Below are 14,998 nucleotides of genomic sequence, written 5' to 3'. Positions count from 1 at the left end.
CGGTGCTTTCCGACGACGATATCGTCGACATGCTGAAGAAGGGCGGCGTCGATCTCGCCCGCCGCACCGTAGCGAAATACCGGGAGGCAATGAACATCGCCTCTTCGGTCCAGCGCCGCCGCGAGAAGCGGGCGCTCGCCAAGGTCGCCGGCTTCTAACGCTGTCATGCTTCGACCTCGATCGAAGCATCCGGCCCTAAGCGGCGCGACTCTATGAAGCTAGCCGTTGGGTGAGTTTGGATCACGCCCGCGGTGCTTGCGCTGGCCAAGTCCGCCATGTCTATTTTGGGCGCGGCTCCTGTTTCTGGGTCTTAGCGGTCAAGGAATGTTTGTGTCGAAATGTGCCCGGCACCAAATCTGCCGGCAACGCGCTCAGCGTCGCAACCGCAATCGGGGTTAGATCGTACCCTGCGCTCGAGCTGGATCAAGAAGTGCGGCGGCTATGACAGCATCTGAGACGGCGAACTCAATTCCCAGATATCTCGGCGCAGGAACAGGTTTCGCAGTGCCACATTATACAGCGGCGACGTACATTTTTCGACAAGCGAGCCTGCCCGAGGTGGCGATTACCTGGCGCTGCATGGCCATTCTGCGGAACAACGAATATCAAAGCAATCATCTTCGCGAGCTGCGATTTCTGTGCCGCGTGGTTGCGCCAGCAGTCCTCTCAAACGTTGCCTTCTGCGTCAAGGGGACATACGCCGCTGGGTTTTCCAACCCGATCAGGGCGTTCCGTCGGCGGAGTTCTCCTCCCGCCGTACAGGGGCTTGCGCGAGCCGTTGGCAGCTAGGAGGCGCGCTGAAGAGCGACCGCGATGGCATCAAGGGCCGTTAGTCATATGGCACCGCGGCGCGGACTGCCGCTGGCCGCATCAATGGCCCGAGCATGCGAAGTACCTGCGCGATGAGTCTGGCAACCAGCGGCCGGCGCAAGGGCATCAAGAGCGCGCCGGAGCACGAGGACGAGGTTCTGGCGCACTGCAAGGCGAAGGGTTGATTTCAGCCGCTTTGCACTGTCCTCGTCTACAACTGGAAAACGGCGATCCAGAACCTGCGTTCGACAATGACGTTTTCGAAGTTAACGATCGCGTCTGTCCGCGCCCTGTCCCTGCTATGAAGACTGCATGTTGAAGTCGACGATGTGCTGGGGTTATCAGGGCGGCGGAACAGGCGATCGTCGCTAGCGATCAACCGGCTAACAAGTCGAAGCATCCCCGGGCCGATGGCCAGATCAAGCGACTTCGCCGCCGCCTCCATTCGGGCGTCGCCTGTGGCGCTGTTTAGTCGTTCTCTATCGCAAGATCGCGAATGGTTGCAGGATACATCTGTTCGTGGATGTTTTGTGCATGTGCCAAGGCGCTCTCGTAGTCAACGTGAAGGTGGACGCGCGACATCGCGCCATTAAGCTCGGTCACCACGACCCTTGATCCGATGGCGACCGCGCGCGTGCCTGCCGATGCGACAAGGCGCATCGCAAAATCGATGTCGGTTATGATGCAAAGGCAAGGCCTGCCGTCCACTTCAAAGAATATTGAGCTAATGTCGTGTTGATCAAAAGCACAAGGAGAGTGTCGCATTATAACCGCCCGATTGGCACCGCCTGCCGCCTAGCGCCCTGATGGCCTAAGACACGTGTTTAACGACGTCGTTAGCGACGTGTCTTAGGCGAGGATTGCGATGCGCGTTGAAATTCTTGGGCAGGAACGTCGACGGCGGTGGCGCGAAGAAGACAAGCTTGCGATTGTCATGTCGGTTGGGGTTGCTGGAGCCACGATCACAGAGATTGCTCATCGTCATGATGTAACGCGGCAGCAGATATACGCCTGGCGTAGCGAGCTCAAGAAGAAGGGGCTGCTCCCGGTGTCTTCGAATGCACTGTTCATTCCCGTCGATCTGAATGCCGTGCAGACCGATGCCCCTGAATTGAGGGAGAGCTGCTCCGGGATGATTGAGCTACGATTGATCTGCGGGCCGCACGCTTCGTTTCGAGAGTTCTATGGCTCCCGATGTCCTGACGCAGATTATCCGGGCAGTGGAAGCAGCATGATTGGGCCTGGGACCGGCGTTCGGGTGTATCTTGCGTGCGGGATCACGGACATGCGCAAGGGAGTAGAAGGCCTTGCCGCGCTTGCGCAGGATGTTTTGCGTCAGAAGCCGACTGGCGGCGCGGTCTTCGCCTTTCGCGGCAAGCGCGGCAAGCGTTTGAAGCTGCTGTATTTTGATGGCCAGGGCTTCTGCCTGTATTACAAGATATTGCAGAAGGGGCGGTTTCCTTGGCCTTCGGCATCCGACGGGACTGCCCGGCTGACGTCGGCCCAACTGGCGATGTTGTGGGAAGGGATCGATTGGCGTCGTCCTGATTGGGGTGCGCCACCGGCCCGTGTCGGGTGATTTTATCCCACTGAAACCACTGGTTTTTATGGAAATTTATCCTGGCTCGTGGTAGTCAGGATCATGTCTAGCGCGACGACAAATCTTCCGGACGATCCAGCCTTTCTCAAGGCAATGATTGCCGCTTTGCAGGCGGAAAATGCGAAGATGTCGGCCACATTGCAAGCGCATGATCAGTTAATCCAAACGCTGCGGCTGCGCATTGCCAAGCTGAAGAAACAGGTCTTCGGCAAGTCGTCTGAAAAGATTGAGCGTGAAATCGAGCAGTTGGAACTGGCGCTTGAGGATCTGTTGATCGCCGCCGCTGAAGGCAGTACGGCGCCAATCGATGAACCTGATGAGGCGGCGTCTGTTGTTCCCTTGGCGGATACGGCTGAAAAGATCATGCGCCGGCGCCCACGCGTCTCGGACAAGGCGGTTCGCGAGCGCCGAGAGCTCGATCCTGGCTCCTGCTGCCCGGAATGCGGAGGTGAATTGCGTCTTGTCGGTGAGGACGTCAGCGAAATCCTCGACATGATCGCCGCGCAGATGAAAGTCATCGAAGTTTCTCGACTGAAGAAGTCCTGCCGCTGCTGTGAGAAAATGGTGCAGGTGGCAGCACCCAGCCGCCCGATACCGGGCAGCATGGCCGGCGCTGGCCTCTTGGCGTACATTCTGGTCTCGAAGTTCGACGACCATTTGCCACTGTACCGTCTGAACGAGATCTTCGCCCGCATGGGCGCCGACATTCCCGACAGCACGATGGTTGATTGGTGTGGTTGCGCCATGCAGGTTCTGCAGCCTCTCATCGAGCGGATCGAAACGGCGGTCATGGCAAGTGACCTGCTTCATGCGGACGACACCCCGATCAGGGTGCTGGATCGCTCGCTGCGAGACAAGGGGTTGGGCAAGGGTGTGAAGAAGGGCAGGATCTGGACGTATGTCCGCGATCAGCGTCCATGGGCAGGCAGTTCCCCGCCCGGTGCAGTCTGCTATTTTGCTCCTGACTGGAAAGAAGAGCACGTCCACCGCCACCTCAAGCAATCAAGCGGCATCCTTCAGGCTGACGGCTACAAAGGATATGGCAAGCTATACTCGCCTGGAGAAAAGGGAGAATCTCGCTTCAAGGAAGCCGCCTGCTGGGCTCATTGGCGACGAGACTTCCACGATATCTGGACATCAAACAAGTCCGAGATTGCGCGAGAGGCTCTCGATCGCATCGGAGCGCTTTACGACATCGAGCGAGGCATCAACGGCCAGCCTCCTGAGATCCGGCTTGCCGCGCGTCAGACCCAGAGCAAGCCTAAGGTCGATGCATTCCGCCACTGGGCTGAAGCTCAACTAACGCGCATTCCGGGCAAAGGCGATCTGGCGACAGCTTTCCGCTACGGATTGAGCCGATGGTCTTCGCTCTGTCTGTTCCTCGACGACGGCCGCGTCGCGATCGACAACAATGCCGCCGAGCGGGCACTGCGTCCGATAGGCGTGGGAAGACGGAACTGGCTCTTCGCGGGAGTCGATACGGGAGCGGAGACCTTGGCACGCGCCATGACGATCATCGAGACGGCAAAGATGAATGGTCTTGATCCGCAGGCCTATCTGGCTGACGTGCTCGATCGCATCCACGATCACAAGATCAATCGGTTAGACGAATTGCTTCCGTGGAACTGGTCGGCGATCACCACAATCGACGCGAAGGCAGCTTGATGGCGACAGTCACCTACGTCCGTACGATCAAATTTGTTGCCGAAATTCTCGAAGAGGACCCGGAGCTTCTTCAGGCAATCGTCTCCAACGATGACAATCTGAGCTACGGCAGCATCATCTCCGTGTACACCGGAGACGACGAATCCGTGACCGCACTGACAGACGACGGCATGGACGAATTGGAGCAGATGCTCAAAGACGCCCGCCGCTCATCCCAAGAATGGAACGACTTCCTCGACAGCTTTGTTGACGACGAGCTGCTCGTCGCTCGCATCAAAGCAAAATCTCGGCGGTAGCAATCGGGCCGTTACGTCGCATTCTGCGTCACTCGCGACAGCTAATACTGCTGCGTCGCGTGCTACTGTCACGGAACCGGAGTATCCGTGGCCTGTGAATGGCGGACGTGAATACCGGCCGGCCGGTTCCCCCGAGCCGGCCCGCGTCCACGACTTCGTCGATCCCAAGCTCGGTCGCGCCGCGCCTTACGGCATTTACGACATCGCCGACGACAAAGGCTGGGTCAGCGTCGGGATCGACCACGACACGGCGGCCTTCGCCGTCAATGCGATACGCTCCTGGTGGATGACCATGGGACGCGACCGCTACCCGCACGCCCATACCTTGACGGTCACCGCCGATGGCGGGGGAAGCAACGGCTCGCGCGTCCGCCTTTGGAAGATCGAACTTCAAAAGCTCGCCGACGAACTGGCCCTGACCATCGTCGTCCTGCACTTGCCGCCCGGCACCAGCAAATGGAACAAGATCGAACATCGCCTGTTCTCATTCATCTCGCGTAACTGGAGGGGGCGACCGCTCGTCGACTATCGCACCATTGTCGAACTGATCGCCGCGACCACCTCGACCGCTGGCCTCACCGTTCGCTGCGAACTTGATGAAAATCTCTATCCCGCCGGGATCAAAATCTCCGACGCCGAAATGGCCGCGATTAATATCTTCCGCCATACCTTCCACGGCGAATGGAACTATACAATCAGCCCAAGACCACCGAAAACGGAGCCTTAATTTATCGACGCTTCCTTAGCTAAATGCTGAGCAACTCGAGCGTAGTCACAAGGATCTCGAAAACTCGAACCGCCGAATTTGACAATAGTCGTCTTCATGTTTCATCCATCAAGTTATTGGCGATCACAAGCTGTGCGATGAGGAGTGCGTTGAGTGCGGCTCCGACCTGAACGTTGTCGGCTACAACCCACATCCACAGCCCGCGCGGATTCTCTGGATTAACTCGGACCCGACCGACGTGAACATATGCAGGGCCTCCTAGAAAGCGCGGCGTTGGATATCCGTCGCGAATTTCGTCAGCATAAAGTCGAACACCTGGTTCATTTGCCAGGAGCTCATGGACCTGTTCTAGTCGAACATGATCGTGGAACTCGACGTATACCGCCTCGGAATGACACGTCTTTACCGGCACTCTAACGCAGGTGGCGGTTAACTGCAGACGAGGCATACCGAAGATCTTCCGTGACTCTTGAACCAGCTTGCGTTCCTCGAGAGCCACGCCTTCGCTGGAAATCTCTCCGATCTGCGGTATGACATTGAATGCAAGAGAGACAGGAAAGCTCTCCGCAGCGGGCCGCGTGCTCCCCTTGAGCCAGGCTTCGGCACCGTCTTCTAGCTCGTTAATCCCGCGCCGGCCAACTCCTGAGGCGGCTTGATAAGTAGTCAAAAGAACCTGGTTAACGCCGAACGTCGCTATCAACGGTCGCAGTGCCCGAACCAGCTGTATCGTGGAGCAATTTGGATTTGCTACTATTCCAGACGGTGGACGAACCGTAAGTGAACAGGCGTTAACTTGTGGTACGATGAGGGGTACGTCAGGCCTCATTCGAAAAGCATTCGAGTTATCAATCACCAAGGCTCCTTGGGATGCGAACCGAGGCCCCCATACGGCGCTTACGTCGCCGCCTGCAGAGAAGAATGCAATGTCGGTTTTGGTATCATCGATATTGCGAATGTCGCGTAGTGCCTCAACTAAGTATGTTTGGTCTCGAAACTTGAGTTGACGCGCACCCGAACTGGAGGCGAACAGCCTCAGTCGATCGACCGCAATCTCGCTTTTTTCCAATAACTTGATCAGGGCCGTTCCAACCACCCCGGTTGCTCCAACGACAGAGATATCTAATGCTCTCATGAGGATCCTCATTTAGGAGCTCGTGGTTGGATCTTGTTTTCAAATCCGAAGCCCGCTTCGGCCGCCCAAGGATGTAACGGGAAGGCTGTCGTCGCGGCTAAATGCACAGTTCAATGCCTCCTCTCTTCAGATCGTTCGACTTTCGACCTGGTGTTTCCTGTGATCATTGCCTCCGAATGGCAGACTGGATGCCCAGAAAGAGCTTCGCATCGCATGGCTGGATTTGCTTGCATGCTAAGTTGCCATGCCGCCTTCTCCACGTCTTGAACCGATGCAATTGTCCCGCACTGTGAATAGCGCCGGCGGCTTCAATCGCTCCGAATGGAATCAAGATCCGTGCACCGCACGATGATCAACGGCGACATGAGTCTGGCAGTTCTTGGGACAGACGCGCGCACACGCTCCGCAGCCGATACAGCGGCCGGGATAATCAATGACCATGATCACGCGACTGAGCCCACCATTAAAGTCGTCCTCGCCATCGCAGACACCGAGCATTTCGCCTGCCTCGTCGATGCCGTAGGGATGCATGACCTCGCGAGAGCAGACCTTGAAGCAGCGACCGCAGCCGATGCACATCGCAGGGTTGATCGAATCTAAATATTCCGGCATCCATCGGGATCCGTCGCGAGCCACGAATGCGCTTGTCATAGATTCCTCCGATTTAGCGAGTTCTGTCGATGATAAATGTTTCCGCCGAAGGCCCGCCGATTGCCCGCCGACACGCGTTGCGTGTTGCGTCGTAGATGACAAAGAATCCGGCCGATTCTAACTCCGCATTCAGTCCCTTCACATCTTGCGTGGGCTCTTCTCAAAGCGCCCACCTGCCGTTTCGGCCGCTGTTGATAGAATCTGCCATTGAAGAGCGAGAGGCGACGAATTGATCTCACTTTGCGATTCCCGCGCGTCGGATGGGTCAAGTCGGCCAAATGTTCGGAGGGCGGTTAGCCTGAATGATGTTCGCGAGGTCAAAGATCACGTCGCGGGTTCCCCGGTATAATATTGTAAGCTTGTACTGGCTGCCGACGCGGTCGAACATGGGCAAACCAACCCGCATCAGCGGAACGCCGAGACGCTTGGCAGCTTCTCGGCCGTGCGAGTGTGTGACGATAAGATCGGCCATTGCGCCGAGACTTTCCAGATCACCGAGATCGCCGACTTTGACGGTCTTCGCCGGTACCATCTCGAGTGCTTTCGAAGTGCCGGTCGTGGTGACCGCGGCCGCAATTTCCGCACCCATGGCTGTAAAAAAATCGGAGAACTGGAAGAGTTGATCCGGCTCGGAGGCGATTGCGATCTTCATGCCTGCCATATGGGAATGTCCGTCGAGCATGGCATCCTGCAGCTGCATTCGGTTGCGGCGGACATTGAGCGGTGTCTGTTTTCGCGACACAGCGGCAAGCACGCGAATAAAGCGATCGACGTTCTCTAGACCCGTCAGCGATCTAAACAGCACGTACGGCACGCCGGTTAATCTCTGTAGCGCTTCAGCCGATCGCCGCATATGCTCACCGATTGCAATGCACTGCATGGTCGTACCGAGATCGCGGATCTCCTCCACTTTCGTACCGCCATACGTTGTCGGCATCCATTGTTCGGGGACGGAGCCGTCGAGTGCTCCGGACACGTCGGGCAGAATAACCGGGTCGAGCCCGAAGCTTACGGCCGTCTCGCGCAAATGTTCAATATCAGCAACTGTTAAGTTGCAGCCAGGCAAGATCGCGACCTTCCCCGGATCACGATACTGCTTGTCAGGTCGCGTTATTGCCTCGATCATGGCGGTAACAGCTTTGGACCAACCCTCCTCTATGGCGCCGTCAAAGTCCGGCGTGTTGGCGACGACCACTTCGGTCCCCATAAGTTCTATCGCCCGCCTGCGCTTGATGTTTTCGACATCACCGGCGACATCCTCGTCGCGGGCCTCTACCGATGCGGTCGTGCATATTCCGATTAGTCGTGGCCTCGTGCGGGCTTTGAGGCTGAGAATTGCCTCTTCGAGACGATCTGCGCCGCCGACGATTATCGCGGCTTCGTTCATAGCCGTCGTTTGCAGCGGGATCGCTTCATTGAAATGCCTCACGAGTAGTGCGAGCGCGAAGCTCGTACATCCCTGGCTGCCATGGAGCAGAGGTATTGCGCCGTCAACGCCCAGAAAGGCGAAGGCAGCACCAAGCGGCTGCGACGACTTCAGGGGGTTGACCGCCGCCGACTTGGTTTGAGATACGACGCGTGCCATAGTACGACCTCAATATTCTTTGCGAGTCATCTCGCGGTTTTGGTTCGACGCGCTTACGCTTCTCTTTTCGCTCGCTTTTCAACGACCAAGGCCGGCTCCCATGGCGCCGGCTCGCGCACCTGCGGCCAAATCGGATTGTGAAGTGCCAGGTCAATTTGTCGGGCAAGTTGCACCATTCCCTCATAGCCAGCGTAAGCGTGATGACGCTCCTGGTTGATGTCGAGCCAGGGCAGTTTTGCCTTTAGCGCTATATACTGGGTGCGTCCGCCCGACAGCATGATGTCGGCCTTTCTCTCGAGTAGAAGCGAGAAAAGCTCGCGCGGCGACATCGTCTCGAACAGGAGGTTCTCCTCCTTCAGGGTCTGTTTCACTCGCTCCCTATCTTCGAGCGTCGATTTCTTGACTGATGTGCCGACGATCTCCATGCCGATCTCCATCAGGGCATGGACGACCGACCAGGATTTCACGCCGCCTGTATTTAGAAGTACGCGCTTGCCCTCAAGGCGAGGTCGGTACGCTTCTAGCCTCTTCCACACCTTTTCCTCTTCCTTCGCTACAAGGATTTCCGTGCGATGCAAAAGCGAGGGGTCAGCACCCTTCATTACAAGCAGATCGGCGATCCGCCGGAGCGCCTCCGAGGTGCCGGAAATGCCGTAGAAGGAGCCCTCGAAAAATGGAATGTCCCACCGCTCCTGCATCTTACGTGCTAACGTAACGAATGCTGTCGAACACACCGTCATCGCTGCGCGTGAGCGGTGGGCAGAGGCGACTTGCAGATATCGCGCGTCTCCGGGAATACAGGCGCGGACGCGGATGCCGAGCTTATCCAAGAGCGGCTTCACCTGCCAGAACTCACCAGAGAGGTTAAATTCGCCGAGTATGTTGATGTCGCAAAGGCCTGGCTCATTGGGCTCCACAGTACCTATGACATGCTTGAGCAGCGCCTCGCCCGCTAGCTTGTTGCCGAGGTTTTTAGATCCGACAAAACCTGGCGCATTGACCGGCACCACCGGCAAGGCAAATTCGTCTGTCGCTCGCTTGCAAATAACGTCGATGTCGTCACCGATCATCGCTGTAACGCAGGTTGAATAGACGAAGATTGCCGCGGGCGCATACCCATCCTTGATTTCCCGGATCGCTTTAAAGAGCTTCCGTTCACTGTGGCCCATTACGATGTCGATTTCCGTAAGATCAGTCGTGAAGCTCGTGCGCCAAAGTGTTGGACCTGACGAGGCTGCGCCACGGTTGTCCCAGGAATTTCCCTCGCAGCCGAGCGGTGCGTGAATCAGATGTGCGACATCGGTGATCGGCTGCAGTGCGACCTTGGCGCCGTCGAAAGCGCATCCGCCGACGGCCGTTCCCGGGGCCATTGGCCTCGCGCAATTCCTTCGGCGCGCCTTCGGACCCTTGCTGCCGCCCCTTTCACTCGCTAGCTCGTGGAAGGTGTCTTTGATTTTGGCGCTGAGCGAGGACATTCGTCTGCCTTCATATCTGGTTGAGAGAAAGGCCGCCCGACCCGGTTCTTAGCGAGTGAGGTCATACGAATAGTCTGTCACACCCGCGTGCATTGTTTCGCGATCGAGGGTGTCGAAGATCTTGTCGAGGATCGTCGTTAAAAGACGCAGTCCGCCCTGGTAACCCATGAGGGGGAATCGATGATGATGGTGCCGATCGAAAATTGGAAACATCAGCCGAACCAATGGGGTGCCGGTGTCCCGCTCGAGATACTTCCCGTAAGAATTGCCAATCAGAAGATCCACCGGCTCGGTGAAAAGCAGCGAGCGCAGTGCCCAGAGGTCCTTGCCTGGCCAAACCTGTGCATTCTTCCCGAAGGGCGATGATGCGAGGAGTTCCTTCATCTCGTTCTCCCAAGCTGAGGTGCCGTTTGTGGCGAGGCAGTGGATTGGTTCGCCGCCGGTCTCCATGATGAAGCGCGCCATCCCAAAAACGAAATCTGGATCACCGTAAATCGCGTATTTTTTTCCATACAGCCAAGCTTGGCTGTCCGCCATCGCGTCAATGAGTCGCCCGCGCTCCAGGCGGATCGTCTCGGGAATTTCTCTCCTGGAAATCACAGATATCGCCATCAGGAGTTCGTCGGTAGCTTCGACGCCGAGAGGGTAGCGGAAGGAGGTCGTCGCTTGTCCAACGTCTCTGCAGTAATCTAACGTCTTGCGAGTGTTGTAATATTGCAGGGACAACGTCCCCTCCGCGTTCAACGCCGCCTTCACGTCATTGATTTTGGTCCCCCCGTCATACATCCGAAAGTTGCCATCGGAAGGGGTATCGAACTGATCTGATGCGTCCTGGATGAACATGTAATTCACTTGCATCAAGTCGAGCAGGCGTTTTAATTCGCGATTGTTCCCAACGCAGAAGCCATCAAATCCAGGAATGATGTTGACAGAAGCGGTGGCTTCACTTCGCGCGGTGCCCTTCCAGAAATTCTCCAGCACACCTTTTACCATGCTGTCGTAGCCATCGACATGGCTGCCGACAAAGGCTGGTGTGTGGGCGAAGGGGACATCGAAATCGCGCGGGACCGAACCTTCACTTTTGGCATTTTCGATAAAACCATGCAGGTCATCTCCGATGACCTCTGCCATACATGTGGTCGACACCGCGATCATCTTCGGGTCATAGAGCTTGTATGTGTTGGCGAGACCGTCGACCATATTTTTCAGACCGCCAAAAACAGCCGCGTCTTCTGTCATCGATGACGAGACCACCGATGACGGCTCCTTGAAATGGCGCGATAGGTGCGATCTGTAGTAGGCAACGCAACCTTGGCTGCCATGGACGAACGACATCGTTCGCTCGAATCCCGCCGCTGCGAAGACCGCGCCGAGGGGCTGACAGGCTTTGGCTGGATTGACGACAAGGGCTTGGCGGGCCAAGTTTTTCTCTCGGTATTCCCAGCTCTTCGTGAATTCGCCCTGGTCCGACACGACCTGATCCGGGTATGGGCACTCGAATTTCAGCTTCTTTTTGGCCAGCATCTTCCTGTATTCCGGCTCGCAGAATAGGGGCGCGTGGTCGAGAGTTTTCTCAGCTGACTGCGGCATAGGGTCACCTCTTTCGATCTGGCCGCGGCTCAAGGGCGGTCCAGAAACACGTGTCGCTTAAGCCGTTGCGCGTTTTTTACGTGCGAACGCTATGTTCTCACCCAGCAACCGCCGCCAAAGCGCGGTCATTTTTCCAGGGCGCGTCGTAGAGACCCCAAACTGGATTGTTGATGGCCATGTCCATGTCCCGAGCGAAAATCGCGAAGCCGTCATAACCGTGATACGGACCAGAATAGTCCCATGAGTGCATCTGACGGAATGGAATGCCCATTTTCTGCACCGGGTATTTTTCTTTAACGCCGGACCCGACGAGATCGGGCCGAATTCCCTCAATGAATTTTTCAAGTTCATAGCCAGTCACATCGTCGTAGATCAGCGTGCCTTCTTTTACATAATGGCCAGTGCGCTGATAGTCGTCGCCGTGACCGAATTCGTAGCCGGTTCCTACGATTTCCATCCCGAGGTCCTCATAGGCGGTGACGACGTGACGAGGACGCAATCCCCCGACGTAGAGCATCACCCGTTTGCCGGAAAGGCGCTGCCAGTATTTGTCGATTACGGCCCAAACGAGGGGCTGGTATTTGGCTATGACCTTCTCGGCTTTTTCTTGGATCTCCGGCCCGAAGTGTTCGGCTATGTTGCGCAGCGAGGCATCGATTTGGGAGTGTCCAAAGAAATTATATTCCATCCAAGGGATGCCATATTTTTCCTCCATGTGCCTGGAGATGTAATTCATCGACCGATAGCAGTGAATGAGGTTGAGTGCCGCTCTCGGCGCGCGCTCCACTTCGGCGAGAGTTGCATCTCCCGACCAGTTGCCGACCACGCGCAATCCGATCTCCTCGAGCAGGATGCGCGAGGCCCATGCGTCGCCGCCAATGTTATAGTCGCCTATGACATTTACGTCGTAGGGACCTGGATCGAATTTTATGTCTTTCTTCTCGAAGACCCAATCTCGAATTGCGTCGTTGGCGATGTGGTGGCCAAGCGATTGCGACACGCCACGGAAGCCTTCGCAGCGTACCGGCACGACGGTCGTCGCGTGTTCTTTGGCCTTTTTTCGCGCCACGGCCTCGATGTCATCGCCAATCAGACCGATCGGACATTCGGACTGCAGGCTGATGCCATTGCTTAGCGGGAAAAGTTCAGCAATCTCGTCGATGACCTTTTCCAGTTTCTTGTCACCGCCGAAAACGATGTCCTTCTCCTGGAAATCGGAGGTAAATTGCATGGTCACGAAAGTGTCGATGCCTGTCAGACCGACGTAATAGTTGCGACGTTGCGACCAGGAATATTGACCGCAGCCGACCGGCCCGTGTGAAATGTGAACCATATCCTTGATCGGTCCCCAGACAACGCCCTTTGAACCGGCATAGGCGCATCCGCGGATCGTCATCACGCCAGGAACAGACTTGATGTTCGACTTTACCTCGCACTCGCTAATCGCGTTTGGGTCCTCGCCGGCGCCCTTTTCGCTCATTGCCACGCTAAGATGTTTACTACGGCGCTTCGCTGCTTTGCCGGGATATTGCGACAGCACGTCTGATATAAGCTTCGCATGGAAGTCACTGTCATTGTCGTATTTGAGGCTCATTGACCCTACCCCTTGCAAAATCCGGATGAAACCTCCCTCGCGGGATGGCGGGCGCTTTGCGTGTCGCTGCGCGCTCGTGTCGGTGTGATCACTGGGCAGCTATCAACTTGGCATCCCTGGCTTGAAGTTCGGCAAGCATCTGCTCATCGGTTTTCATGATCCCGAAATCGAGAAGCATGTCCTCAAGTTCTTCCATGGTGATGGGGGTCGGGACGGTGCCTTTGCCAGAATTGTCATGTATTCTTTGGGCAAGTGTCCGGTACTCGGCCGCTTGCTGAGAGTCCGGCGCATATTGGATCACCGTCATCTTTCTAAGTTCGGCATGTTGGACAATGTTGTCGCGTGGCACGAAGTGGATGAGCTTGGAATTGAGTTTGGCAGCCAGCGCTTCGGCGAGGTCGAGTTCGCGGTCGGTCTGACGCTCGTTACAAATGAGGCCACCTAGGCGCACGCTGCCGCCCGCAGCATATTTCAGGATGCCCCTGGCAATATTGTTGGCGGCATAGAGCGCCATCATTTCGCCGGACATGACGATGTAGATTTCCTGAGCTTTGTTTTCACGGATCGGCATCGCGAAGCCGCCGCACACAACGTCACCGAGCACGTCATAAGACACGTAGTCGACATCGTTATAGGCGCCGTTCTCTTCGAGAAAGTTGATCGACGTGATAACGCCGCGTCCCGCGCAGCCGACGCCTGGCTCCGGGCCGCCAGACTCCACGCATTTGATACCTTTATAGCCTACCTTGAGCACGTCTTCGAGTTCAAGATCTTCAACCGAACCCCTCGTTGCTGCGAGATCAAGAACCGTATCCTGGGCCTTCGAGTTCAAGATCAGGCGCGTAGAGTCCGCCTTAGGGTCACAGCCAACGATGAGGATCTTCTGTCCATGGTCCACGAGGGCGGCTAGCGTGTTTTGGGACGTAGTGGACTTGCCAATTCCGCCCTTTCCATAGAATGCGATCTGACGCAGAGCTGCCATGCTTGGCGTTCCTTCATGTGTTCGAGGCAACGCGGATGCGGAGGCCGTTCCGCTGCCTCGCAATAGCTCTCAAGATTCGTGCCAAGCAGGCCGATTGAGCTGACGAACAATAATTCGCTGCGATTCCAGTTATGTGGGCGTAAAATACGGGATTGAGAACAGGAACGCTTGTCACGTAACCGACAAAGGTGATGACAATGTCGAAATGGATTGTCACCCTCTGAGGGCCAATGAATGGTAAGCCCTTTATGCAATATGTGACCAGCCGACATTTTCCATGTGTAGCTTCTAGGACTATTGTTCGAACAGCCTGGCATCCATCACCAGACCAGCCGTAACGAATCCCATCGCCGTCGAGCTCGGCGCGGACATTGAGGCTGGTCAAAAGACCACGATGGGCGAGGTCTTCAATCGACACGCCTGCGTTGATCTTGCGGACGCTCTACTGGCTGAGCACAGCTTGTTGAACGGAATATCGCGGGCTGCGGTGAGGGTGATTTTGTCAATGGCCTGTGCCATGTCGGTTTCTCCATGACTTACCGGCTGGAGCTTCTCTGCACCCGGCCTTGCCGAGCGCTCCGGCTAAAAAATCGATCTCCAATGTCAGCTCGCCGATCTTGGGTGCGGTGTTTTCACGTCGACGGTGGACCGGTTGGTCCCGTCTTCGCTTCATCGCCGAAAACCCCGTTGCCCCCTCAAGGAACTGGTCTTTCCACTGTTTGATCTGGTTGGCATACACGCCGAACTGCTGGGATAATTCCACCAGCGTCTGCTCGCCTCGGATGGCGCCAGCGCCACCTTAGCCGTGAAAGCCGGGTATGATTCCGGCGCTGTCGTCTCGTCTCGGATTTCCCGAGCCAGCTCTGTAGCGCGAAATAAAATCGGCGGTCC

Annotated in this window: 12 protein-coding genes and 3 pseudogenes; 5 read left to right on the top strand and 10 right to left on the bottom strand. The window is 56.6% G+C overall.

Annotated features, from left to right (window positions below; all coding sequences use genetic code 11):
* Positions 1 to 158 (top strand): RNA polymerase factor sigma-54 (locus tag HFO71_RS31990; protein WP_221978157.1); only part of this gene is annotated, 158 nt, incomplete at its 5' end.
* Between the two features lie 1,120 nt (positions 159 to 1,278).
* Here HFO71_RS31990 and HFO71_RS31985 read toward each other — a convergent pair.
* The gene (locus HFO71_RS31985; RefSeq protein WP_206112199.1) at positions 1,279 to 1,575 is read right to left on the bottom strand and encodes a hypothetical protein; all 297 of its coding nucleotides are present in this window, start codon (positions 1,573 to 1,575) and stop codon (positions 1,279 to 1,281) included.
* A gap of 100 nt (positions 1,576 to 1,675) precedes the next feature.
* Here HFO71_RS31985 and tnpB point away from each other — a divergent pair, with 100 nt between their 5' ends.
* From tnpB to HFO71_RS31965, 4 genes and pseudogenes are all read left to right on the top strand, one after another.
* Positions 1,676 to 2,389, top strand: coding sequence for an IS66 family insertion sequence element accessory protein TnpB (gene tnpB / locus HFO71_RS31980; RefSeq protein ID WP_221978155.1), 714 nt, complete (start codon positions 1,676 to 1,678; stop codon positions 2,387 to 2,389).
* 63 nt (positions 2,390 to 2,452) lie between these two features.
* Complete coding sequence (gene tnpC / locus HFO71_RS31975) at positions 2,453 to 4,075, top strand: IS66 family transposase (RefSeq protein ID WP_221978154.1); 1,623 nt, start codon at positions 2,453 to 2,455, stop codon at positions 4,073 to 4,075.
* The gene (locus HFO71_RS31970; protein WP_064697142.1) at positions 4,075 to 4,371 is read left to right on the top strand and encodes a hypothetical protein; all 297 of its coding nucleotides are present in this window, start codon (positions 4,075 to 4,077) and stop codon (positions 4,369 to 4,371) included. The genes tnpC and HFO71_RS31970 overlap by 1 nt, the downstream gene beginning before the upstream one ends.
* A gap of 97 nt (positions 4,372 to 4,468) precedes the next feature.
* Positions 4,469 to 5,098: pseudogene (locus HFO71_RS31965) on the top strand (ISAzo13 family transposase); the annotation flags it as partial.
* A 94-nt stretch (positions 5,099 to 5,192) separates the two neighbouring features.
* Here the strand turns inward: HFO71_RS31965 and HFO71_RS31960 are convergent.
* The 9 genes and pseudogenes from HFO71_RS31960 to HFO71_RS31925 all read right to left on the bottom strand — a co-directional run.
* On the bottom strand, positions 5,193 to 6,230 hold the full coding sequence (locus HFO71_RS31960; protein WP_221978153.1) for an aspartate-semialdehyde dehydrogenase: 1,038 nt from the start codon (positions 6,228 to 6,230) through the stop codon (positions 5,193 to 5,195).
* A 327-nt stretch (positions 6,231 to 6,557) separates the two neighbouring features.
* Complete coding sequence (gene fdxB / locus HFO71_RS31955) at positions 6,558 to 6,881, bottom strand: ferredoxin III, nif-specific (protein WP_221978152.1); 324 nt, start codon at positions 6,879 to 6,881, stop codon at positions 6,558 to 6,560.
* A 265-nt stretch (positions 6,882 to 7,146) separates the two neighbouring features.
* The gene (gene nifN, locus HFO71_RS31950; RefSeq protein ID WP_168257406.1) at positions 7,147 to 8,466 is read right to left on the bottom strand and encodes a nitrogenase iron-molybdenum cofactor biosynthesis protein NifN; all 1,320 of its coding nucleotides are present in this window, start codon (positions 8,464 to 8,466) and stop codon (positions 7,147 to 7,149) included.
* 53 nt (positions 8,467 to 8,519) lie between these two features.
* Positions 8,520 to 9,941: a nitrogenase iron-molybdenum cofactor biosynthesis protein NifE gene (nifE, locus tag HFO71_RS31945; RefSeq protein ID WP_168257405.1), complete on the bottom strand. Its 1,422-nt coding sequence runs from the start codon at positions 9,939 to 9,941 to the stop codon at positions 8,520 to 8,522.
* 48 nt (positions 9,942 to 9,989) lie between these two features.
* Positions 9,990 to 11,531 (bottom strand): nitrogenase molybdenum-iron protein subunit beta, encoded by a 1,542-nt coding sequence (gene nifK / locus HFO71_RS31940; protein ID WP_168257404.1) that lies wholly within the window; start codon positions 11,529 to 11,531, stop codon positions 9,990 to 9,992.
* Between the two features lie 97 nt (positions 11,532 to 11,628).
* The gene (gene nifD / locus HFO71_RS31935) at positions 11,629 to 13,125 is read right to left on the bottom strand and encodes a nitrogenase molybdenum-iron protein alpha chain (protein ID WP_168257403.1); all 1,497 of its coding nucleotides are present in this window, start codon (positions 13,123 to 13,125) and stop codon (positions 11,629 to 11,631) included.
* A gap of 88 nt (positions 13,126 to 13,213) precedes the next feature.
* Positions 13,214 to 14,107, bottom strand: a complete 894-nt coding sequence (nifH, locus tag HFO71_RS31930; RefSeq protein ID WP_168257402.1) for a nitrogenase iron protein — start codon at positions 14,105 to 14,107, stop codon at positions 13,214 to 13,216.
* A 331-nt stretch (positions 14,108 to 14,438) separates the two neighbouring features.
* A pseudogene (locus HFO71_RS36535) lies at positions 14,439 to 14,626 on the bottom strand (hypothetical protein); the annotation flags it as partial.
* Positions 14,627 to 14,664: 38 nt separating this feature from the next.
* Positions 14,665 to 14,961, bottom strand: a pseudogene (locus HFO71_RS31925) (transposase); the annotation flags it as partial.
* Positions 14,962 to 14,998 lie beyond the last annotated feature (37 nt).

The sequence above is a fragment of the Rhizobium laguerreae genome, from assembly GCF_019778565.1.
In the GTDB taxonomy this organism is placed as follows: Bacteria; Pseudomonadota; Alphaproteobacteria; order Rhizobiales; family Rhizobiaceae; genus Rhizobium; species Rhizobium laguerreae.
The sequence above is the reverse complement of the archived record's forward strand: the minus strand, read 5'-3'. Positions and strand labels throughout refer to the sequence as shown.

What these genes read in the sequence shown, in the direction of transcription:
- HFO71_RS31985 (WP_206112199.1), bottom strand. Translation starts at nt 1,575, where the DNA reads ATGCGACACTCTCCTTGTGCTTTTGATCAACACGACATTAGCTCAATA.
- tnpB (WP_221978155.1), top strand. Translation starts at nt 1,676, where the DNA reads ATGCGCGTTGAAATTCTTGGGCAGGAACGTCGACGGCGGTGGCGCGAA.
- tnpC (WP_221978154.1), top strand. Translation starts at nt 2,453, where the DNA reads ATGTCTAGCGCGACGACAAATCTTCCGGACGATCCAGCCTTTCTCAAG.
- HFO71_RS31970 (WP_064697142.1), top strand. Translation starts at nt 4,075, where the DNA reads ATGGCGACAGTCACCTACGTCCGTACGATCAAATTTGTTGCCGAAATT.
- HFO71_RS31960 (WP_221978153.1), bottom strand. Translation starts at nt 6,230, where the DNA reads ATGAGAGCATTAGATATCTCTGTCGTTGGAGCAACCGGGGTGGTTGGA.
- fdxB (WP_221978152.1), bottom strand. Translation starts at nt 6,881, where the DNA reads ATGACAAGCGCATTCGTGGCTCGCGACGGATCCCGATGGATGCCGGAA.
- nifN (WP_168257406.1), bottom strand. Translation starts at nt 8,466, where the DNA reads ATGGCACGCGTCGTATCTCAAACCAAGTCGGCGGCGGTCAACCCCCTG.
- nifE (WP_168257405.1), bottom strand. Translation starts at nt 9,941, where the DNA reads ATGTCCTCGCTCAGCGCCAAAATCAAAGACACCTTCCACGAGCTAGCG.
- nifK (WP_168257404.1), bottom strand. Translation starts at nt 11,531, where the DNA reads ATGCCGCAGTCAGCTGAGAAAACTCTCGACCACGCGCCCCTATTCTGC.
- nifD (WP_168257403.1), bottom strand. Translation starts at nt 13,125, where the DNA reads ATGAGCCTCAAATACGACAATGACAGTGACTTCCATGCGAAGCTTATA.
- nifH (WP_168257402.1), bottom strand. Translation starts at nt 14,107, where the DNA reads ATGGCAGCTCTGCGTCAGATCGCATTCTATGGAAAGGGCGGAATTGGC.